This is a genomic window from Streptomyces venezuelae, assembly GCF_008642355.1.
In the GTDB taxonomy this organism is placed as follows: Bacteria; Actinomycetota; Actinomycetes; order Streptomycetales; family Streptomycetaceae; genus Streptomyces; species Streptomyces venezuelae_B.
Map to the genome: position 1 here is coordinate 817904 of NZ_CP029193.1, position 19329 is coordinate 837232.

General features: G+C 72.4%; 21 protein-coding genes. 12 read left to right on the top strand and 9 right to left on the bottom strand.

The window, feature by feature from the left end:
- Positions 1-38 precede the first annotated feature (38 nt).
- A complete protein-coding gene (locus DEJ47_RS03560; protein ID WP_150164828.1) occupies positions 39-575 on the bottom strand; it encodes a MarR family winged helix-turn-helix transcriptional regulator in 537 nt (178 codons plus the stop codon).
- Complete coding sequence (locus tag DEJ47_RS03565; RefSeq protein WP_150164830.1) at positions 572-2338, bottom strand: FUSC family protein; 1767 nt, start codon at positions 2336-2338, stop codon at positions 572-574. Before DEJ47_RS03565 ends, DEJ47_RS03560 begins: the two co-directional genes overlap by 4 nt.
- Positions 2339-2579: 241 nt before the next feature.
- On the opposite strand from DEJ47_RS03565, the gene DEJ47_RS03570 reads away from it, so the two are divergent.
- Positions 2580-3149 (top strand): DUF5134 domain-containing protein, encoded by a 570-nt coding sequence (locus tag DEJ47_RS03570; protein WP_150164832.1) that lies wholly within the window; start codon positions 2580-2582, stop codon positions 3147-3149.
- Between the two features lie 21 nt (positions 3150-3170).
- On the opposite strand, the gene DEJ47_RS03575 is transcribed toward DEJ47_RS03570, so the two are convergent.
- On the bottom strand, positions 3171-3812 hold the full coding sequence (locus DEJ47_RS03575) for an HAD family hydrolase (protein WP_202456462.1): 642 nt from the start codon (positions 3810-3812) through the stop codon (positions 3171-3173).
- Positions 3813-3952: 140 nt separating this feature from the next.
- On the opposite strand from DEJ47_RS03575, the gene DEJ47_RS03580 reads away from it, so the two are divergent.
- The 4 genes from DEJ47_RS03580 (at position 3953) to DEJ47_RS03595 (ending at position 7173) form a co-directional block, all read left to right on the top strand.
- Positions 3953-4888, top strand: a complete 936-nt coding sequence (locus tag DEJ47_RS03580; protein WP_150164834.1) for a M56 family metallopeptidase — start codon at positions 3953-3955, stop codon at positions 4886-4888.
- An 89-nt stretch (positions 4889-4977) separates the two neighbouring features.
- The gene (locus tag DEJ47_RS03585) at positions 4978-5664 is read left to right on the top strand and encodes a phosphatase PAP2 family protein (protein ID WP_150164836.1); all 687 of its coding nucleotides are present in this window, start codon (positions 4978-4980) and stop codon (positions 5662-5664) included.
- A gap of 49 nt (positions 5665-5713) precedes the next feature.
- A complete protein-coding gene (locus tag DEJ47_RS03590; protein WP_150164838.1) occupies positions 5714-6409 on the top strand; it encodes an HAD family hydrolase in 696 nt (231 codons plus the stop codon).
- A 104-nt stretch (positions 6410-6513) separates the two neighbouring features.
- The gene (locus tag DEJ47_RS03595; RefSeq protein ID WP_150164840.1) at positions 6514-7173 is read left to right on the top strand and encodes a TetR/AcrR family transcriptional regulator; all 660 of its coding nucleotides are present in this window, start codon (positions 6514-6516) and stop codon (positions 7171-7173) included.
- On the opposite strand, the gene DEJ47_RS03600 is transcribed toward DEJ47_RS03595, so the two are convergent.
- The gene (locus tag DEJ47_RS03600; protein ID WP_150164842.1) at positions 7139-8641 is read right to left on the bottom strand and encodes an LVIVD repeat-containing protein; all 1503 of its coding nucleotides are present in this window, start codon (positions 8639-8641) and stop codon (positions 7139-7141) included. The genes DEJ47_RS03595 and DEJ47_RS03600 overlap by 35 nt on opposite strands.
- A gap of 180 nt (positions 8642-8821) precedes the next feature.
- Between DEJ47_RS03600 and DEJ47_RS03605 the strand changes: the two genes are divergently transcribed.
- Positions 8822-9481, top strand: a complete 660-nt coding sequence (locus DEJ47_RS03605; protein WP_150164844.1) for a DUF305 domain-containing protein — start codon at positions 8822-8824, stop codon at positions 9479-9481.
- A 44-nt stretch (positions 9482-9525) separates the two neighbouring features.
- On the opposite strand, the gene DEJ47_RS03610 is transcribed toward DEJ47_RS03605, so the two are convergent.
- Positions 9526-9927: a DUF6214 family protein gene (locus tag DEJ47_RS03610; RefSeq protein WP_150164846.1), complete on the bottom strand. Its 402-nt coding sequence runs from the start codon at positions 9925-9927 to the stop codon at positions 9526-9528.
- A gap of 264 nt (positions 9928-10191) precedes the next feature.
- On the opposite strand from DEJ47_RS03610, the gene DEJ47_RS03615 reads away from it, so the two are divergent.
- From DEJ47_RS03615 to DEJ47_RS03625, 3 genes are all read left to right on the top strand, one after another.
- On the top strand, positions 10192-11580 hold the full coding sequence (locus DEJ47_RS03615) for an FAD-dependent oxidoreductase (protein ID WP_150164848.1): 1389 nt from the start codon (positions 10192-10194) through the stop codon (positions 11578-11580).
- Positions 11581-12259: 679 nt separating this feature from the next.
- Positions 12260-13012 (top strand): FG-GAP repeat domain-containing protein, encoded by a 753-nt coding sequence (locus tag DEJ47_RS03620; RefSeq protein ID WP_150164850.1) that lies wholly within the window; start codon positions 12260-12262, stop codon positions 13010-13012.
- A gap of 193 nt (positions 13013-13205) precedes the next feature.
- Positions 13206-13829, top strand: a complete 624-nt coding sequence (locus DEJ47_RS03625; RefSeq protein WP_150175415.1) for a helix-turn-helix transcriptional regulator — start codon at positions 13206-13208, stop codon at positions 13827-13829.
- A 35-nt stretch (positions 13830-13864) separates the two neighbouring features.
- Here the strand turns inward: DEJ47_RS03625 and DEJ47_RS03630 are convergent, their stop codons facing one another.
- Positions 13865-15244: a hydrolase gene (locus DEJ47_RS03630; protein WP_150164852.1), complete on the bottom strand. Its 1380-nt coding sequence runs from the start codon at positions 15242-15244 to the stop codon at positions 13865-13867.
- Positions 15245-15407: 163 nt separating this feature from the next.
- On the opposite strand from DEJ47_RS03630, the gene DEJ47_RS03635 reads away from it, so the two are divergent.
- The gene (locus DEJ47_RS03635) at positions 15408-15959 is read left to right on the top strand and encodes a hypothetical protein (RefSeq protein WP_150164854.1); all 552 of its coding nucleotides are present in this window, start codon (positions 15408-15410) and stop codon (positions 15957-15959) included.
- Here the strand turns inward: DEJ47_RS03635 and DEJ47_RS03640 are convergent.
- Entirely contained in the window at positions 15956-16339 is a 384-nt protein-coding gene (locus tag DEJ47_RS03640; RefSeq protein WP_150164856.1) for an ArsR/SmtB family transcription factor, read from the bottom strand. The genes DEJ47_RS03635 and DEJ47_RS03640 overlap by 4 nt on opposite strands.
- A 136-nt stretch (positions 16340-16475) precedes the next feature.
- Between DEJ47_RS03640 and DEJ47_RS03645 the strand changes: the two genes are divergently transcribed.
- Together DEJ47_RS03645 and DEJ47_RS03650 are read left to right on the top strand one after the other, a co-directional pair.
- Positions 16476-17555 (top strand): NADH:flavin oxidoreductase/NADH oxidase, encoded by a 1080-nt coding sequence (locus tag DEJ47_RS03645; protein WP_150164858.1) that lies wholly within the window; start codon positions 16476-16478, stop codon positions 17553-17555.
- 77 nt (positions 17556-17632) lie between these two features.
- Positions 17633-17935 (top strand): DUF3040 domain-containing protein, encoded by a 303-nt coding sequence (locus tag DEJ47_RS03650; protein WP_150164860.1) that lies wholly within the window; start codon positions 17633-17635, stop codon positions 17933-17935.
- Between the two features lie 74 nt (positions 17936-18009).
- On the opposite strand, the gene DEJ47_RS03655 is transcribed toward DEJ47_RS03650, so the two are convergent.
- Together DEJ47_RS03655 and DEJ47_RS03660 are read right to left on the bottom strand one after the other, a co-directional pair.
- Positions 18010-18393, bottom strand: a complete 384-nt coding sequence (locus DEJ47_RS03655) for a VOC family protein (protein ID WP_150164862.1) — start codon at positions 18391-18393, stop codon at positions 18010-18012.
- A 95-nt stretch (positions 18394-18488) separates the two neighbouring features.
- Positions 18489-19313 carry a transporter substrate-binding domain-containing protein gene (locus DEJ47_RS03660; RefSeq protein ID WP_150164864.1) on the bottom strand — a complete coding sequence of 275 codons (825 nt, stop codon included), beginning with the start codon at positions 19311-19313 and terminating at the stop codon, positions 18489-18491.
- Between the last annotated feature and the right edge of the window lie 16 nt (positions 19314-19329).

The window sequence follows — 19329 nt, forward strand, 5'->3', positions numbered from 1 at the left end:
ACCACCGACGGAAACCCAGGCCCCGCACCCCCCACGCCTCACCCCCTCCGCACGCCGAGACGCCCCTCCAGCTGAGCGAGCAACTCGCCGAGGAGTCCGCTGAGTCGCCCCTGTCCCGCGTCGTCGAGCACGGACAGGACGACCGTTTCGTACGCGAGCTGCTCCGGCAGGATCGCGTCGACCAGGTCGCGTCCCGCGTCCGTGAGGCCGACGTGCGCGACCCGTCGGTCCCGGGCGTCGGCGCGCCGCTCGACGAGCTCCCGCTCCTGCAGCAGCTTGAGCCGTTTGGTGACGGCGGCCCCGGAGGAGAAGGTCTCCCGGGCCAGCTCACCGGGGGTCAGCTCATGTCCGGTCCGGCGCAACGCGCCGAGCAGGTCGAACTCGGCGCGGGTCAGGCCCGCCCGGCGCAGCGGCGCGTCCTCGGCCTGCTGGAGGAGGGCGGCGCAGCGGTTGATGCGGCCGATGACCTCCATGGGTCCGGTGTCGATGTCGGGCCGCACCGTCTGCCACTGCCGCACCACCGCGGCCACGGTGTCCCCGCCGTGGCCGGTCACCGGGCCGTTCTCCGTCGTCATGCTCGTGCGCCCTCCCAGGCGTCGGCGGCGCCCGCGCGGGCCCGCGTCCCCTGACCGTTCTCTCCGCCGTGGCCGTGCAGCCTGCGGACCGTCGCCGCGAGCGTACGGTGTCCGGCGCGTTCGGCGGCGAGCACCCGCTGTTCGGGCAGGGCGCGCTGCCACCATTCTCCGGCGGCCGCGTCCGCGGCGGCGCGCAGGTCGACGAGAGCGGCGGTGAGGCGGCGCCGCGCGGGTTCGACCGCGCCCCTCCCGGCGAGACCCGCCTCGGCCTGCTCCCGCGCCCGGTCGGTGGCCTCGATGGCCTTCTCGATGTGGTCGGCGGCGCGCCGGTTGGTGACGAGGACGGCCGCCGCGACGCCGAGCACGGCGCCGACGAGGGTGTCGACGACGCGGTCGAGGATCAGCTCGCCGGGCTGCTGGAACCGTGCGAACTCCGTGACGAGCAGCGCCATCGGCGTCACGCACACGCTGCCCAGCCAGTAGTTGCGGGTGATCAGCGCCTCCGCTCCGAAGGCGAGGGCGAGGCAGCAGACGATGAGTTCGGCGTGGCCGAGGTGCGCGAACGGCGCGATCGCGGCGAAGGCGAGCACTCCGATGAGGTTGCCGACCACACGCTGCACGCCCCGGTTCCAGGTGAGGGTGACGTTGGCCTGGTAGAGGGAGGCGGCCGTGACGAGCGCCCAGTACGGGCGGCCGATGCCGAGTGCGAGCGAGGCGTACCCGGCGAGGGCGCAGCCGAGGGCGGTGCGCAGCGCCACGGGCAGGAGCGGGGAGCCGGGTGCGAGCCGCCGCCACAGCGGCACCTTCGGCCCGGCGAGCTCGGCGTCGACGCCGAGGAGCTCTTCCTCTTCGCCGGGGTGTACGCCGCGGGGGCGCGGGACGGCGCCGGTGCCGCGCAGTCCTGCCGCCCAGGTGCGGAGCGCGTCGGGGTCGGCGGCCTCGGGCACGGCGAGGGCCTCCTCGGCGCGGACGACGAGGCGGGCCAGGGCGCGCCGGGCCTGCACGGTACGGGTGCCGGTGGCGAGCAGCGACTGCCAGGCGGCGTGCACGGCTCCGGCCGCGGCGGCGCGGGCCCGCTCGGCGCCGGGTCCGGTGGCGTCGGCGTGCGCGGCTTCGGCGTAGGCGGCGGTGGCGTGCAGGGCGCGTGCGGTGGCGCGGCGCTCGGGTCCGTGCGGGCGCACGAGGGCGGGTGCCATGCCGACGAGCCAGGCCACGGCGCCGCCCGCGAGGGTGAGGGCGAGGTGCCCGGGGACCTGGCCGAGGGTCTGCGGCGCGAAGAGGGTCGCCGAGCTGATGAACGTGAAGATCAGGTGGCCCGGCGGTCCCACGCGGGTGGCGTCGCAGAGCGTCTTCTGCGCCGCGGCGAGCAGGGCGCCGACCGCGACGAGGACCGCTGCGGAGCTCGTGAGGGAGGCGGTGAGCAGGGCGACGGCGATGCTCGCGGTCATGCCCGCGACGACACCGGCCAGGACCCGGGCGCGCGCGGCGTAGGGGAAGTTGTGGGCGTAGAGGGCGCAGAAGGATCCGGCCATCGTGTACATCACGAGGTCGAGGCGGCCGAGGGCGAGCAGCGTCAGGTTCGGCACGGCGGTGGCCACGACGACGCTGGTCGCGGGCTTGAACCAGATGTCGGACGGCTTGCCCGGACGCAGCACACCGGCGAGCGGGAGCCTGCGGACGCGGACGGGACGGGGTGTGGCTTCGGTGCCGACTTCGGCCTCGGCTTCGGCTACGGGACGCGGGGACGGCGGCGTACTGCTCATGCCCAGAAGGTTAGCAAGTGTTTTACTCGCAAACGATTTCGTGTGATCCAGGTGACAGGTGCCGGAGGCACGTCCCACGTCGCGCCCGCTCCCCCGTGCTCCCCGTGCACCCCCATGCGCTCGCGTACGGCGGCATGTGCGTGGGCATCGACCCGACGACCGACGACACCGTTCGGCAGCCGACCACCGATCGGCCGTTGCCGCCGATCGGCCGTCGACGCCGTCGACAGGGGAGGGTGCCGTGCACGGACCGGCACAGGCCGCGTGGCTGCTCGTCGCGCTCTGCGCGGGCACCGGGGCCTACTGTCTGCTGCGCATGCGCAGCCGGATCGAGGAGCAGCGCCGCACGGCGGGCGGTGAGGCGCTCATGGGGTTCGGGATGGCGGTGATGGCGGTGCCCGCGGCCGTGCTCGCGCCGCCGCGCTGGGCGTGGCTGGTCTACGCCGCGGTGTTCGGCGCGGCCGCGCTGCACACCGTGTGGGCGGCCCGCACCCACCCCCACCACCTCCATCACCTCGTCGGCGCCTTCGCGATGGTCTACATGTCGGTGGCGATGGCCACGGCGCCCGGCGCGCACGCGGGCCACGGGGGTGCCGGAGTCCCCTTGCTGACCGGCGCGCTCCTGCTGTACTTCGCCGGGTACGTCCTGTGGTCCGGCGCACGCCTCGCTCCCCGCGCGGTCGCCGCGCCGACGGGCGACACGACGGGGGGCGGCGCGGCGGTGCTGGGGTGGGCGGACCGCTCCGAGCTGGCGCTGGCGTGCCGGCTGTCGATGGGGATCGGGATGGTGGCGATGCTGTTGACGCTGTAGGGGCAGTGGACAGACGCCCCGTCAGCGTCCGGTCAGCGCGGCCAGTGCCGTGAGACCGTCGATCCGCAGGTCCGCCGCGTCGGCGACGTCGGGATGGTCGGCCCAGTAGTGCCCCCAGGGGCCGCGGCGGATGTGTGCCGTCCGCAGCCCCGCCCGCTGCGCGGGGAAGATGTCGTGGGCCGGGTGGTCGCCGACGTAGAGCGTGGCCTGCGGGTCGGCCTGGGCGGCTTCGAGTACGTGCGTGAAGAAGTCCGGGTCCGGCTTGGCCACGCCCCAGTCGCCCGATGTGGCGATATGGTCGGCGGGCAGGTCCAGGCGGCGCAGGAGCTCCCCGGTGCGCGCCGTACCCTCCCCGGCGACGACGACGCGAATGCCCAGTTTCTGCAGACCGCCGAGGGCCGGCCGCACGTCCGGGTACAGGTCCGCCTCGCCCAGGTGCTCGCCCCGGCCCGCCGTCTCCCGGGCACGGCAGGCGGAGGCGACATCCATGTCGGGGCTGACGAGCCGCAGCGCGTCGGCCCTGTCGCCGCCCTGGGCGACGACGGCTCCGACGAGCGCGGACAGGGTGTGGCGCGGAACCTGCAGCCAGTCCGCCCACGACGACCAGTAGCGGTCGTCCTTGGTGAGGGTCTCCCCCACGTCGAACACGATGGTCTCGATCATCAACCGCACATTAACGGCCACCCGGCGCCCGGTCCGGGACGTCACTCGTACGCGAGATACACCCGTGTCGGCCGTGGCGTGCGTCACTTGGGGTGGCAGCCCATACCCTCGGGCAGCCCGACCCTCATAGGCTGGGCGCCATGATGGTCCCCGTCGCACTGCTGCTGCTGGGCGCCCTGACCGCTGTCGTCGCCCCCCGGATGCTCGCGCGGGCCGACTGGCCGGAGCGCGAACCCGTGGTCGCGCTGTGGGCGTGGCAGTGCGTGGTGGCGGGTGTCCTGCTCTGCTGCGCGCTCTCGATGGTCCTGAGCGCGGCCGCCGCCTGGCAGGCCGTGCGCGGTCACGTCTTCGCGCCCGCGCCGCACGACGTGGTCGAGGCGTACGCGCTGCAGGCGCCCGGCCCTTGGGCCGCGGCGACGGCGGTGCTCCTTGCCTGCGGCGGCGTATGGAGCGCGGCCATGCTGGCCAGGGAGATCGTGCGGGCGAGGGCCCGGCGGGCGGGCAGCAGGGCCGAACTGCTCGTGCGCTCCCCGCTGTTGCCGGGCGAGGAGCCGGGCAACAACCGGCTCGTCGTCCTGGAGGGCGAGCGCCCCGACGCCTGGTGGCTGCCGGGGCAGGCTCCTCAACTGGTCATCACCACCGCCGCGTTGCGGCGCCTGAAGGGGCGTCAGCTCGATGCGGTGCTCGCCCACGAGCAGGGTCACGCGCAGGCCAGGCACGACTGGCTGCTGTACTGCTCGGGAGCGCTGGCCATCGGGTTCCCGCAGGTGCGGGTGTTCGCGGCGTTCCGCGACGAGATGCACCGCCTGGTGGAGCTGGCCGCCGACGACGTGGCGTCGCGTCGATTCGGCCGGCTGACCATCGCTCTCGCGCTGGTCGAACTCAACGAGGACCGCGGTGTCTTCGGCCCCTGCCCGGCCCATCAGGCCCACGTCCCGCAGCGCGTGCACCGTCTCCTCGCGGCCCGCCCCCGCCTGACCGCGGGCCGCAGGCTCCGCCTCACGGCGACGGCGGCGCTGGTCCCGGTGATTCCCGTCCTCGTCACGTTCGTACCGGGCCTGCGCGCGCTCGGCTGACCTGCCGACGGGCCGCCCGGCAGCCGCACGCGCCACGCCCTGTCGCCCCGGGATGGCATAGGCGGCGCCCCGTCGGCGAGGATCACTTCATGTACTCCGCGCCCATCGACACCCCGACCCGACCGCCCGGCGTCCGGGCCGCGCTCACCGCCGCGGCTCTCGGCGTGCCCTCACTCCTCCTGCTCCTCCTGGTCGCACTGGAGTGGCGACCGCTGCTCTCACTCGACGGAGACATCTCGCGCACCACGCACCGCTGGGCGGTGGACGAGTCCGGCGTGACGCGTGTCAGCCGCGTCCTCACCGACTGGGTGTGGGACCCCTGGACGATGCGCGCCCTGTGCGCCGTCGTGGTGATCTGGCTCGCGCTGCGCGGGGCGCTGTGGCTCGCGCTCTGGCTGACCGGGACCTGCGCGGTCGGCTCCGCGGTGCAGCAGGGCCTGAAGGCCGCGGTGGACCGACCGCGGCCGGTCTGGCCGGACCCGGTGGACTCCGCGCACTACGCGGCGTTCCCGTCGGGACACGCGATGACGGCGGTGCTCGTCAGCGGCCTGCTCCTGTGGGTGCTGCACCTGTACGGCGCCCGGCCGGCCGTGTGGCGCGCCTGTCTGACGCTCGCCGTGATCTCCGTCGTCGGCGTGGGAGCGACCCGTGTCTGGCTCGGTGTGCACTGGCCGACGGACGTCGTGGGCGGTTGGCTGCTCGGGGCCCTGATGGTGGCGCTGGCCATCATGACCTACGCGTACGGGCCCGCGAAGCGCACACCCGAGGCGACGTGACCGCGCGGCGCCCCCCGACCCCGCCCCAGCGCCTTGGAGGTGCCCGCCCATGACCGTCAGGGCCGTGCTCTTCGACTTCTCCGGGACGTTGTTCCGCGTCGAATCGGCCGAGTGCTGGCTGCGGGCCGTGCTCGCGGAGCTCGAAGTGCCGCTGTCGGCGGGCGAGTCGGCGCTGGCCGCCGAGGCGCTGGCGAGGGCGGGCGCGCTCCCCGGCGGCGCCCACCCGACCCACGTACCGGACCACCTCGCCGAGTTGTGGGCGGCCCGCGACCGGACCGCGGAGCTGCATCGCGCCGCGTTCACCGGTCTGGCCCGTGAGGTGCCGCTCCCCGACCCGCGGCTCTACGACGCGCTGTACGCCCGGCACATGACCCCACCCGCGTGGCGGCCCTATCCCGACGCCGCGGAGGTCCTGGCCGGGCTGCGGGAGCGCGGCATCGGGGTCGCGGTGGTGAGCAACGTCGGATGGGATCTGCGGCCGGTGTTCCGCGCCCATGGGCTGGACGCGTATGTCGACGCGTACGTCCTGTCGTACGAGCACGAGATCCAGAAGCCCGACCCGCGGCTCTTCGCCGTGGCCTGCGACGCACTGGGCGTGGCTCCTCGGGAGGCCCTGATGGTCGGGGACGACCGGCGGGCGGACGGCGGCGCGGCCGGGATCGGGTGTGCGGTGCACTTCGTCGAGCATCTGCCGGTGGAACAGCGGCCCGCGGGCCTGCGGCCCGTGCTCGGACTCGTCGGATGACGATCGCGGAAGTCCGGGGCAGGCAACACTCCCCCGCGGTGCTGCCTGCCCCGGACCCGCACTGAGTATATTGGCTCGGAGCCAGTCAACGCAGGAGTTACAGGATGTCCCCGCGCAGTCCATCGGTCAATGAAGAATTGCGCAGACGTTCCCGGGAGCGGCTGCTGCAGGCGACGGTGGAGCTGGTCGGCGAGCGCGGGTACGAGGCTACGACGCTCGGGCACATCGCCGACCGCGCCGGCGCCGCCCGCGGCCTGGTGTCGTACTACTTCCCGGGCAAACGCCAACTGCTGCAGTCCGCGGTGCACCGGCTCATGCATCTCACGCTCGACGAAGCGCTGGAGCGGGAGCCGCGCACGGAGGACGGGCACGAGCGTCTGGCGCGGGCCGTCGACGCGATTTTGGGCCTCGCCGTCCACAGACCGCTGCTCATGCGCACGCACATGGCGGGGATTCTCCAGGCGGAGGGGTTCGTGCAATGCCCCGAGCAGCAGCGTCTCGCGGAGCTGCTGCGCGACACCGTCGTGCGGTACGGATCGCGGGACCCCGACCGGGACTATCCGCTGCTGCGCGCGCTCCTGATGGGCGCGGTCTTCGCGCTGCTCATCCCGGGGGCGCCGATGCCTCTGGCGACACTGCGCGCCGAGCTGTTCCAGCGGTACGACCTCGACTGGAAGCTCGGCTTCCCGCCGGGCGGCGCACCGCCCGACGGGATTTCTCCGAACGGGACTAGTCGAAGTAGTCCGGCTGCGTCTGGACGTTGAGCTCGTGCAGACGGACCCGCTGGGCGGAGTCGGTCCGCTTGTCATTGATCTTCAGGACGTCGAGGCCCTTCTCGATGTCGTTCGAGTAGACGCGGCCGTTGTAGTAGTACGCCGACCACGAGCCCGCTGTGGTGATCTTGTCGGTGGTGTGCGGGCCGCGTTCGAAGTAGCCGATCTCCTTCGGCTTGCTCGAGTCGGTGAAGTCCCAGACGGAGACGCCGCCCTGGTACCAGGCCTGGACCATGAGGTCCTTGCCCCTGACCGGGATCAGCGAGCCGTTGTGGGCCACGCAGTTCTCGGTGTCGGCCTGGTGGCGCGGGATCTTGAAGTAGCTCTTGAAGACCAGCGTGCGCTTGTCGCCCTTGCCCTTGATCTCATAGATGCCGTTGGCGCCGCGCTCGGGCCCGGTGGCCGCGTTGCAGGTGGCGCCGGAGCCGCCGCCGAGCTCGTCGGTGAAGACGACCTTGTTCGCCCGCTGGTTGAAGGTCGCCGAGTGCCAGAACGCGAAGTTGGCGTTGTCCTGGACCTGGTCGATGACCTTCGGGTTCTCCGGATCCTTGATGGAGAAGAGGATGCCGTCGCCCATGCAGGCACCCGCCGCGAGGTCCTCGGAGGGCAGCACGGTGATGTCGTGGCAGCCGGTGGTCTTGGAGACGCCCGGGTTGGTGGGCCCGCCCGGGTTTCCGCCGCCGTCGGGGCCCTCACCGGGGAAGAGCACGGGGAAGTTCACGACCGCGGCCTTCTCCGGGGCCTTGCGCGGCACCTTGATGACCGAGATCCCGTCGTGCGGCGGCCGGCAGTCGGGGAACGTCGCGTTCGGGGAGTACGAGGAGACGTACACGTAGACGTTCCTGCGCTCCGGCACCAGTGTGTGCGTGTGCGAGCCGCAGGCCGTCTCGACGGCGGAGACGTACCTGGGGTTCGACTTGTCGCTGATGTCGAAGATCTTCATGCCCTCCCAGGAGGACTTCTCCGTGGCGGGCTGCGTGGTGCTCTTGCAGGAGTTGTCGCTGCGCGAGGAGTCCGTGGACAGGAAGAGCAGGTTCCCGGAGACGGAGACGTCGTTCTGCGATCCCGGGCAGAGCACCTGGGAAACCGTCTTCGGTGCCTTCGGGTTGCTGATGTCGTAGATGCGGAAACCGTCGTAATTGCCGGCGAAGGCGTACTTGCCCTGGAACGCGATGTCCGTGTTGAGGCCCGGCAGCGCGTCCTTGGGGATGTTGGCGAGGTGCTCGATGTTGCGGGAGTGGACGACCTCGTCGGGCGCGGGTATCTCCCCGCGTTCGATGGCCTTCTCCGTCCGCGCCTCGTCGCTCTTGGAGACGCTCTTCGGGGCGGCGGGGCTGTCACCGGGGTCGGGGACGGCGCCCGCGGGCGCGGCGGTCAGCAGCGCGGCGAGCAGTCCGGCCGCGGCCGCTCCGACTCCCAGGCGTCTGCGTCGAGTTCGGGAATTGTTCAACAGGGTCACTGCGTCCTCCCTTGTCGCCGTTCACAGGTGAACGGTTCACGGACACCCGCAGTATCGTGCTCATCATGCACAGATCAACAGAGGGGGAAACGGACCCGTAACGAGAGTGTGCGATCGCGGGTCGTCATCCGCGTGCCAGGACGGACCCCAACTCGTCGCCGCGTGCCGCAGGAGGTCTTTGTGCTCAACCGTCGTACATCCGCCGTCGCCGCGTTCCTGGCGGCAGCCGTTCTCACGCTCGGGGGCTGTGACTCCGAGGGGGGCGGCGGGAGCGGGCCGGGCGCCGGGCCCGAGGCCGCGGCCGGGCCTTCGGTGATCGCGCCGGGCAAGCCGGGCGAGACCGCGGCGACGATGTCCGCGAAGGACGCCGCGCGGCAGAGATCCGAGGACGACTCCCCCAACTCGGCCGACTTCACCTACACGCAGATGATGATCGTCCACCACGGCCAGGCCCTGGAAATGACCGATCTCGCGCCGAAACGGGCGGAGTCGAAGCGCGTCAAGCGGCTCGCGTCGCGCATCGCCGCCGCACAGCGGCCGGAGATCGGCGCGATGAAGGGCTGGCTGAAAAAGCACGGCGGCCCGCGCGAGCACGCCGGGCACGACCACGCCACCATGCCGGGCATGGCCGACGCGGCGCAGTTGAAGCAGCTACGCGCCGCGAAGGGCAAGGCGTTCGACGAGCTCTTCCTGAAACTGATGATCACGCATCACAGCGGGGCGGTCACGATGGCCGCGGACGTGCTCTCCGAGGGCAACAACATCCAGGTCGAGGAGATGGCGAACGACGTGGTGGCGCAGCAGTCCAGCGAGATCGGGCGGATGCGGGAGATGGACTGAGGCGGCGGGCGCCGAAGCCGGCCGAGTCCGCGTCGGCGGACCTTTCAACGGCGGTGGTGGCGGGGCGTCAGGAGGCCCGCGTCGCGTGCTCCCGCGATGAGTCTGAGGGCCTTGCGGCGGCCGTGTCCGGTCGCACCCATCACGGCGAGCACGGGGTCGCGGCCCTGCCCCTGCGCGGTGCGGTACGCCTCGGCGACGATCCTGCGTCCCGCGTGACCGCGCGGCCACGCGGGGCGGGCGCGGCGGCCCGGCTCGACGGCCCGCGGTGCGTCGTCCGCCAGGGGCCGCTCGATCCAGTCGACCAGCGCGGCGAAGTCGTCCGGTGAGAGCGGCGGCTGGGCGTGCAGGTCCTCGATGGTGACGCGGCCGTGCGACACGACGGCGGTCACGTCGACGTCGGCGCCGTCGCTGAACGTCAGCCGGACGCGGAACGAAGGGCCGGGCACCCGGTCCGCCGACGCCCCCGGCCCGGCCTCTCCCTCCGGTACAGCGACATTCGGTCGATAGTGATCAGAAACATCAGCCAATGATCTGTTCCGCACACGCGCACGCTATCCGCGCCGTCGCGGCCTCCCGCGAACGGCACGCACGGCGACTCGCACAGACGGACGCACGGCCGCCCGCACCGGCGGACGCGGACCCCTGACATCGCGCTCCCCCGGTGCGATCCTGAGAGCGTCCCGGGCTCGTCTCGCGGAAGGAGCACCGCCGTGCTGCAGGTCGCCGTCGTCGGTTCGGGTCCCAGCGGGGTGTACGCCGCGCAGTCCCTGGTCCAGCAGGACCGGGTGCCGGACGTGCGGGTGGACGTGCTCGACCGTCTCCCCTGCCCGTACGGCCTGGTGCGGTACGGGGTCGCGCCGGACCACGAGAAGATCAAGTCCCTCCAGAACAACCTGCGCACGGTCCTCGAGCACGAGCGCGTACGCTTCCTCGGCTCCGTCGAGATCGGCCCCGGCGCGCTCCCCCCGGCCCGGCTCCTCGGCCTCTACCACGCGGTCGTCTACTGCGTCGGCGCGGCGGCGGACCGCAGGCTCGGGGTGCCCGGCGAGGACCTGCCGGGCAGCTTCTCGGCGACCGAGTTCGTCTCCTGGTACAGCGCGCATCCGGACGCGTTGGCGGACGTGTCCGCGCAGGACGGGTTCGTGCGGGACGTGGAGTCCGCCGTCGTCGTCGGGGTCGGCAACGTCGCGGTGGACGTCGCCCGCATGCTGGTGCGCGGCGCCGCCGAACTGCTCCCCACGGACATGCCGGACGCGGCGCTCGGGGTGCTCGCGGGCAGCCGGGTGCGCGAGGTGTCGATGGTGGGCCGGCGCGGTCCTTCGCAGGCGCGATTCACCACCAAGGAGCTGCGGGAGCTCGGTGCGCTGCCGGACACGGAGGTCCTGGTGGACCCGGCGGAGCTGGCGCTCGACCCCGCGTTCGCCGACCCGTCGGGGCTGCCCCCGGCGAGCCGCCGCAACGTGGAGGTGCTGCGCGGCTGGGCCGAGCGTCCCGAGCGGGGCCTGGCCCGCCGGATCAGGCTGCGCTTCTTCCTGCGCCCGGTGTCGCTGACGGCCGGTCCGACGGGGCACGTCGCAGGGACCCGCTTCGAGCGGACCCTGCCGGACGGCTCGGGCGGCGTGACGGGGTCGGGACGGTACGAGGACATTCCGGCGCAGCTGGTGCTGCGTTCGGTGGGCTACCGCGGAGTGCCCATCGAGGGCCTGCCGTTCGACGCGGGGCGGGGCACGGTGCCGCACGCGGCGGGGCGGGTGCTGCGCGACGGGGCGGCGGCGCCCGGCGAGTACGTGGCGGGCTGGATCAAACGCGGTCCGACCGGCGTCATCGGCACGAACCGCCCCTGCTCCAAGGAGACGGTGCTGTCCCTGCTGGACGACGCCCCCGCTCTCGTGCGGAGGAAGATCCCGGAAGACCCCCTGGCGGGGCTGCGGGCGGCCGGACTGCGCCCCGTGGAGTGGCCGGGCTGGCTTGCCATCGAAAGCGCGGAGGCAGAACTGGGCCGCTCCCTCGGCCGCACGATCGCCAAGATCCCGGACTGGGAGGGGCTGCGGGCGGCGGCGGCTCGGGGCGAGGGGAGGGGGTTGACCGGCCACACGTGACCGCTCCGCACGGGGCCGAGCGTCGCACGGTGTACGAGGGGACGGACGGCGACGTCGGCTTCGGCGGCTGCCGTCCGGGCGGACCTGCCGTCCGAGCCCGCTGGCAGTACCGCGCCCATCTGCCGTACGAGCCCGCTTGCCGTGTGCACCCGTCTGCCGTCCGAGTCCGCTTGCCATCCCAGCCCACCTGCCGTACGAGCCAGCTGCCACCCGTACTCGCTGCCGGACGAGCCCGCCCGCCATTCCAGCCCACCTGCCGTACGACCCCGGCTGCCATCCGTACCCGCTGCCGTACGAGCCCGCCCGCCGTACGAGCCCACCTGCCACCCGCACCCGCCCGCCGTCCCAACCCCCTGGCCATCCGAGCCCGCCGCGCAACCGCACAACCGCCCGAAGGGGCAGCCCGCAGGGGCAGGCTTTCGGGTGTCCCGTGTGCCTCTCCCGTCCCCCTTCCAACGTCCCGCGGCTGCCCCCTGCGGTCGGCCGCGTCCCAGTCGCCCGTTCCAGGCAGCCCGCGTTCGCGCAGCTCAGGGACGTGTTCGGCGTTCCAGCGTCCCCAACTGTCCGGCATTCCTGGCGGCCGGGACGAGTGACCCCGCAGGGTTGGACCGTGTTCGCCGGGAGACCTCTCCCGGCTTCTGGAGCACGGATCTCGCAGCAACGACATGGGAGTTCGTACATGCTTCGCAAGCGTTCACGTCTGATCGCCGCCCCGGTCGCGGCGGTCGCCCTGACCCTCACCGTGGCCGGTTACCAGGCCAACGCGGCAGGGACGTCGGGCCAGGACGAAACGGGCCGGTCCGCCGGCAAGACCACACGGGCCGCGGCGGCCCCCTGCCTTTCCGACGCCACGACCCTGCTCGGCGACCTCGACGGCGACGGCCGCCCGGACAAGATCGCGAACCCGGGGCTCGACGGCACGAAGACGACGGTCCAATGGGGGGCCGCCGACGGCACGTTCGGCACGAAGCAGAACGTCGGCAAGCTGGTCGGCGTGAAGCGGGGCGAGGTCGCGACCGCGGCGGTCGCCGACTTCCAGGGCGACGGCAAGCTGGACCTGGTCGTCAACATCGTCGAGCCGTCCGGCGTCGACGACCCCGCGACGGCCCGCGTCGCCGACTACCGGCCCGGACCGCTCAAGCGCGCCGGCCTGTCCTCCACGCGCACCCGCCACCTGGACATCGGCGACGCCAGTGAGGCCAAGGAGCTCCGGATCGCCGACTACGGCCACGACGCGTACCCGGACCTCGCGATCCTCGGCAACGCCGGTGACGGCGTGTGGGAGCGCAACGTACGCCTCTCGAAGGCGAACAGCGGTCCGGGCGCCTACAACCAGGAACACGAGGAGAAGTACGGCGCGTGGGGCACCCCGGCCGAGCCGCCCTCCATGCCCGGCGACGGCTGGAAGCACTTCTTCACGTCGTGCTCCTGACCACCGGTTCCTGAACGTCACCTCCGGGCGTCGCCGGTTCCCCTCCGAGCCGGCGGCGCCGCTCCTCGGCCCGGCCGGGGTGTCTCCAGCCGCTCGAAATGAGGAAGTTCCCGTGCCCAGCCCGTCCCCGGCCCTCGTGGCCACCCCGTCGCCCGTCGCCCCCGCCGCCGCCACCACACCCGCCGTACTCCCGGTGCCCAAGGACCGGCGGGTCCGCGTGTCCGTCACCGCCCCCGACCCCATCAGCCGCGAGGGCGTCGTCAGCCAACTGCGCCGCCACCCCGACGTCGAGGTCTGCGGCGACGCCGCGTCCGCCTCGGTCACCCTGTTCGTCGAGGACACCCTCGACGAGGCGGCGCTCACCCGGCTGCGGCGCGCCGTCCGCGGCGAGGGCGCCCGAGCCGTGCTCGTCACCGGAGCGGTCCGCGAGCACGAGCTCCTGGACGTCATCGAATGCGGTGTCGGAGCCATCGTCTGGCGCCGCGAGGCCACCGCGCACCGGCTCGCGCAGGCGGTCCTGACGACCGCCCGGGGCGGCGGCGACCTGCCCACGGACCTGCTCGGCCAGCTCATCGGCCAGGTACGGCGCCTCCACCAGGGCGGCCCCGATCAGCCGGGGTTCATCCTGAGCTTCACCAAGCGCGAGGTGGACGTGGTGCGCCTGGTGGCCGAGGGGTTCGACACCTCGGAGATCGCACAGAAGCTGGCGTACTCCGAACGCACCGTCAAGAACGTCATGCACGGCCTCACCACGCGCCTGCACCTGCGCAACCGCGCGCACGTGGTGGCCTACGCCCTGCGTGAGGGCTACATCTGAGAGGTGCTTGGACGTCACGGGGTCCCGGTGGGAATTCAGACGGTGAACCGGACCCCTTCGAGCGACTGGTTCAGCTCCATCGGGCTCCCGTGGTACTTCCACTGGCCGGGGTCGGTGCAGACCTCGCCCATCCAGTCCCTGCCCGTCACGAAGGGGTCGCTGCACACCGACCCGTCGTTGACCTTGTAGGTGAAGCCCTGCAAGGCGGGGTCGGCGCTCTCTGTGCTGCCGAAGAACATGTCCTCGCCGTCCTCCGCGTCCGACCACGGGATGCCCTCGCGCCAGCCCTCGCCGACGAAGGCGCCGGTGCCGGTGACGCCCTGCGTGCCGGACACGGCGATGTTGAGCGACTTGATGGGCGTGTCCTGTCCGGGCGCGCCCGCCTCCGCGCCGTCGCACACGGGCTCCTGCCAGGCATCGCCCACATAGGCGCGATAGCAGATGTGGCGGCCCTCCCCGAGTTCGTTCACCGCGTCGGCGGCCGTCCTCTCGTCGGGCGCCTCCTCCTCGCCGCCTCCTCCGTCGCCCTCGGGCTCCTGCGCGCCGCCCTTGTCGGACTCCGCGGGAGGCTCGGTCTCCTCGTCCTCCTTGGGCGGCGGCGCCTTCTCGGCCGGCGGGGACGGGCTGGCCGGGGCGATCGCGCCGGACTCCTGCGGCTTCTCCTTCGCCACGGTCCGCATCTCCGGACGGTACGTCAGCCAGATCGTCACGAACGCGATGGTCACGGCCAGGACCAGGCCGAGTGTGCCGGCCAGCCAGCCCGGCAGGATGCCGCGCTGCACGAACGTGCCGTCGACGTTCAGCGGTTCGGTGCCGGAGCGGCGCACGCCCAACGAGTAGGGCTGCTCCTGCTTCGAGCCGAACCAGATGATCTGCCGGGGCCGCAGCGTCGCCTTCACGAACGCCGCACGGCCCGGCTCGATCTGTACGTTGCCTGGCTGGATGTCGTACGACAGCGTGTCGCCGGTGTCGTTGCCGCCGAGCGACGCGGTGACGGTGGTGTTGCCGGCGTTGTCCACCGCCAGTTGCGGGCGGCCACGGAACCATCCCTTCACCGTCGGCGGCACCAGCTCGGCGCGCACCTCGGTGAACGGGTTGACGGTGACGGTCCCCTCGGTGACGACGACGGCGCCCGCGTTCTCCGTCGGGGTGATGCGCACCGCGTACGGATGCGCGCCGGCTCTCGCGTCCGGTGTGCGCGGCGGTGCGAAGGTCAGCTGCACCGTGCCGGTCGTCCCCGGATACAGCCGCAGCACGGGCGGTTCCACGGTGGTCCAGGACGCGAGGTCGCCGACCGGGTCGAACCGGTACGCGTCGACGATGTCACCGGTGTTGCGCACCCGCAGCTGCACCGTGGTGGTGCTGCCGGGGTCGACGGTCACGGAGGCGGGTTCGAGGGAGGTCCAAAGGCTCACCCCACGACGCTAGGCGGGCCGGCGGCGGGCGTCAGGAGTCGGCCGGGCAGACCGGGGTGCCCATAGGGGCGCGCCTGATGACCTCCTGCGCGCGACGGCCTCCCGCGCGCGAGGGCCTGCCGCACCCCTGCCGTCCCGGCGCGCGGCGAGTCACACTGACGCCATGGACGAGGGGGTGGCGGCGGTGGTCGCCGGAGGTGCGGGGCTCGTCGGGGCGGTGCTGGGCGCCTGGCTGGGAGGGCGGGCGGCGACGGAGGGCACGCGGCTCGGGGCGACGATCGCGGCGGCGGAGTCCCATGCGCTGTGGGTGCGTCAGGAACGTACGCGAACGTACGACCAGGTGTGCACGGCGTACTCGGCGATCGGCGTGCGCCTCTATCCCCTCTACGCGGCCGTCTGCCGGGGCGAACTGCCGACGCCCGAGCAGGAGGAGGCGGCTCTGCGCGCGGTGGGCGAGCTCGCCGGGGCCTGCTCGGGGACCGTGTCGTTCCTGGGGACGCCGGTCATCGCGGCGGCCGCGCTGGACGTGGTCGACCGGTGCGACCGGTTCGAGGTGGAACTGCGCCCCTTCCTCACCGCATTGCGTGCGGGCACGCTGCCGATCACGGAGGAGTCCTTCCAGTCCAGGCTGAATCCGTCCGTGCACGCGCTGCGCGACGCCAGGAACCGGCTGGTGGACGAGTTCCGCGGGGTGCTGCTGCCCGACGAGGGCTAGGACGCGGTCGGTGAGCCTCCGAGGCGGGTGTCCTGGCGGGTCGCCGCGTCCAGGACGCTGTCGAGGAGGCCGGGGAAGAGCGCGTCCAGGTCGTCGCGGCGCAGCACGTTGAGTTTGGTCGTGCCGCGGTAGATCTGCCGGATGACGCCGCTCTCGCGCAGCACCCGGAAGTGGTGCGTGCACGTCGACTTGGTGACGGGCAGCGCGAAGTACGAACAGGAGAGGCCCGCCGCACCCTCCTCCCGGGCCAGCTCCCGCACGACGCGCATCCGCATCGGGTCGGCGAGTGCGTGCAGCACGTTCTCCAGGCGGACGTCCCCGGGCTCGGGGTGGGCGAGCGTCCTGCTGCTCGCGCTGCCGGTCGCGGCGGCGGTCGTCATGGCGGCTCCACTTCGTCCTTGGCGTATGTCGACTCATTGTACGAGAGTCATCGTAGTTTGACATCTGCCGTACTACGAGGTCTATCGTACGAGTAGCACATCACCCCCGAGGAACCCATGAGGAATGGAGCCCGCCGTGAGCGCGCTGTTCGAGCCGTACACCCTGCGATCCCTGACCATCCCGAACCGGGTCTGGATGCCTCCGATGTGCCAGTACTCCGCGGTCCCCGAGGGCCCCGAGGCCGGCGCTCCGCGTGACTGGCACTTCGCGCACTACGCCGCGCGTGCCACCGGCGGCACCGGCCTGATCGTCGTCGAGGCCACCGCGGTCAGCGCCGACGGCCGCATCAGCCCGTATGACCTGGGCATCTGGAACGACACCCAGGTCGTCGCGTTCCGCCGCATCACGGACTTCCTGAAGAGCCAGGGCACCGTCCCCGCGATCCAGCTCGGCCACGCGGGCCGCAAGGCGTCCACCGACCGCCCGTGGAAGGGCGGCGCCCCGGTGGGCGCGGACGAGCACGGGTGGCAGCCGGTCGCGCCCAGCCCGGTCGCCTTCGACGAGCGGCACCCCGTGCCGACCGAGCTCACCGTCGAGCGGATCCGCGAGATCGTGGGGCAGTTCGCCGACGCCGCCCGGCGTTCCCTCGACGCCGGCTTCGAGATCGCCGAGATCCACGGCGCCCACGGCTACCTGGTCGGCGAGTTCCTCTCCCCGCACAGCAACAAGCGCACCGACGCGTACGGCGGCTCGTACGAGAACCGCACGCGCTTCGCCCTCGAAGTCGTCGACGCCGTACGGGCCGTGTGGCCCGAGGACAAGCCGCTGTTCTTCCGCATCTCCGCCACCGACTGGCTGGAGGAGGGCGGCTGGACCACGGACGACACGGTCCGTTTCGCCGCCGACCTCAAGGAGCACGGCGTCGACCTGCTCGACGTGTCCACGGGCGGCAACGCGGCGGGCGTCCGCATTCCCGTCGGGCCCGGCTATCAAGTCCCCTTCGCCGCGCGGGTGAAGGCCGAGACGGAGCTGCCGGTCGCCGCGGTCGGCCTGATAACCGACATCGAGCAGGCCGAGAAGATCCTCGCCAACGGCGAGGCGGACGCCGTGCTGCTGGGCCGCGAACTGCTCCGCGACCCCTCGTGGGCGCGGCGCGCGGCGCGCGAACTCGGCGCGGAGGTACACGTGCCGGACCAGTACCACCGCTCCGTCTGACCTCACGCATCTCGTTCACGATGGGTCATAGTGGGCACCTGGACCTGAGAACGGACGACTGCGCAAGAGGGGCGACGATGTCGACAGGTCGACTTCCGGAGCGCGAGCAGCGCATCCTCGACGAGATGGAGTCGGTCCTGCGCCGGGACCGGCAGCTCACGCTCCGCCTCTGGCTCCTGCGGCTCGGGCCCCGCACACGCAGGGCCCTCGCGAACAGGCCGCACCCGCTCACCGTGGCCCTCTTCGCCGTGCTGTCCGGCACGCTCCTGTTCATCGGCCTCACCACGTCGAGCGCCGGCATGGTCTGGGCCTTCGCGGGCCTGTGGTCGCTCACGCTGATCGGCTTCGTGCGGCTGCTGTGCCGGTGGACCGAGCCGTGACCGCCGGACAGATTCTCGGTCCGGCGGTCGTGTGGTGCCGGGCGCGGCACGTCCGGCTCACCGGACCGTCCGGCTCACTCGGGGATGGCCGCCAGGGTGAAGGAGTGCCCTGCCGGGTCCGAGTAGGTCCGGGTGTCCCGGGGGCCGTTGTTGTCCTTCGTGTCGATGGGCCGCGCACCGAGACCGACCGCCTCGCGCTCCGCCTCGTCCATGTCGTGGCGGGCGACCATGATCCGCAGGTGTGCCTGCTGCGAGTCCTCGGGACGGGGCCAGCTCGGCGGGATGTAGTCCCGCTCCCGGTGGACGGCCAGGCAGACCCCACTGTCGTTCGTGACCTCGACGTAGTCGGGGTCCTTGCTCAACTGCACCTCTGCGCCCAGCAGTCCGGCGTAGAACTCGGCGAGCCGCTCGGGCTCGGAACAGTCCAGTACGAGCACGGTGTTCTTGTGGACGGTCATGCCGTCCGGGTTTCCCGCGCCGTCGTTTCCAAACGGCGGCGCCCGCCCCACCGCCCCTACCCGCCCGCACAGAGAGCGGATGCCGCCGCCAGGGCTCACTTCATCCACTCCGCCTCGTACTTCGCATACGTCCCGTCGTGCGTCGCGAGGTGCACGAACTGGTCGACGTACTCCTGGAACTCGTCGTCGCCGCGCGGCGTCGCGTACGCCTTCTCGGAGAAGGTGAAGGGCTTCTCGGGGTGGAGGGCGCACAGTTCGGGGTGGATCCTCGACTGGTAGAGCGTCTCGCTCGCGTCCGTCATCATCACGTCCGCGCGGCCGTCGATGATCTCCTGGAAGATCGTGGTGTTCTCCGGGTGCAGCTTGATCGTCGCCTTCTTGATGTGGGCGCGTGCGAACTGTTCGTTCGTGCCGCCGGGGTTGACGATCACGGTCGTGCCCGGCTTGTCGATGTCCGCGAGGGCACCCGTCCCGAACCTGTCCTTGTCGGCGCAGCGCACGATGGGCGTCTTGCCGTCCTCGCGCGTCGGTTCGCTGAAGTAGACCTGCCGGGCGCGCGGCAAGGTGATCGAGACGCCGCCGACACCGATGTCGCAGCGCCTCGATGCCACGTCTTTCGTCAGGTTCGCCCAGGTCGTCACCACGAACTTCGGCTTCGCGTCGAGGCTTTTCGCCAGGTCACGGGCCATGTCGATGTCCACGCCGGTGTACGTGCCGTCGGCCGTGTCCCGTTTCGTGAACGGGGCGTAGTCACCGGTCGTGCAGACCTTCAGTACGCCCCTCTTCGGGATGGAGTCGAGGAGGGTCGCCTTGGTCCCGTGGTGCCGGCCCGGCCGCGGGGCGGTTTCCGGCGCCGCGGGCGCGGCGGCGGTGACGGCCAGCAGGCAGACCAGGGCGGACAGGGTGGCGGCACGCTTCACGGGGGCTCCTCTGCGC

What these genes read in the sequence shown, in the direction of transcription:
- DEJ47_RS03560 (WP_150164828.1), bottom strand. Translation starts at nt 575, where the DNA reads ATGACGACGGAGAACGGCCCGGTGACCGGCCACGGCGGGGACACCGTG.
- DEJ47_RS03565 (WP_150164830.1), bottom strand. Translation starts at nt 2,338, where the DNA reads ATGAGCAGTACGCCGCCGTCCCCGCGTCCCGTAGCCGAAGCCGAGGCC.
- DEJ47_RS03575 (WP_202456462.1), bottom strand. Translation starts at nt 3,812, where the DNA reads ATGATCGAGACCATCGTGTTCGACGTGGGGGAGACCCTCACCAAGGAC.
- DEJ47_RS03580 (WP_150164834.1), top strand. Translation starts at nt 3,953, where the DNA reads ATGATGGTCCCCGTCGCACTGCTGCTGCTGGGCGCCCTGACCGCTGTC.
- DEJ47_RS03585 (WP_150164836.1), top strand. Translation starts at nt 4,978, where the DNA reads ATGTACTCCGCGCCCATCGACACCCCGACCCGACCGCCCGGCGTCCGG.
- DEJ47_RS03590 (WP_150164838.1), top strand. Translation starts at nt 5,714, where the DNA reads ATGACCGTCAGGGCCGTGCTCTTCGACTTCTCCGGGACGTTGTTCCGC.
- DEJ47_RS03595 (WP_150164840.1), top strand. Translation starts at nt 6,514, where the DNA reads ATGTCCCCGCGCAGTCCATCGGTCAATGAAGAATTGCGCAGACGTTCC.
- DEJ47_RS03620 (WP_150164850.1), top strand. Translation starts at nt 12,260, where the DNA reads ATGCTTCGCAAGCGTTCACGTCTGATCGCCGCCCCGGTCGCGGCGGTC.
- DEJ47_RS03635 (WP_150164854.1), top strand. Translation starts at nt 15,408, where the DNA reads ATGGACGAGGGGGTGGCGGCGGTGGTCGCCGGAGGTGCGGGGCTCGTC.
- DEJ47_RS03640 (WP_150164856.1), bottom strand. Translation starts at nt 16,339, where the DNA reads ATGACGACCGCCGCCGCGACCGGCAGCGCGAGCAGCAGGACGCTCGCC.
- DEJ47_RS03650 (WP_150164860.1), top strand. Translation starts at nt 17,633, where the DNA reads ATGTCGACAGGTCGACTTCCGGAGCGCGAGCAGCGCATCCTCGACGAG.
- DEJ47_RS03655 (WP_150164862.1), bottom strand. Translation starts at nt 18,393, where the DNA reads ATGACCGTCCACAAGAACACCGTGCTCGTACTGGACTGTTCCGAGCCC.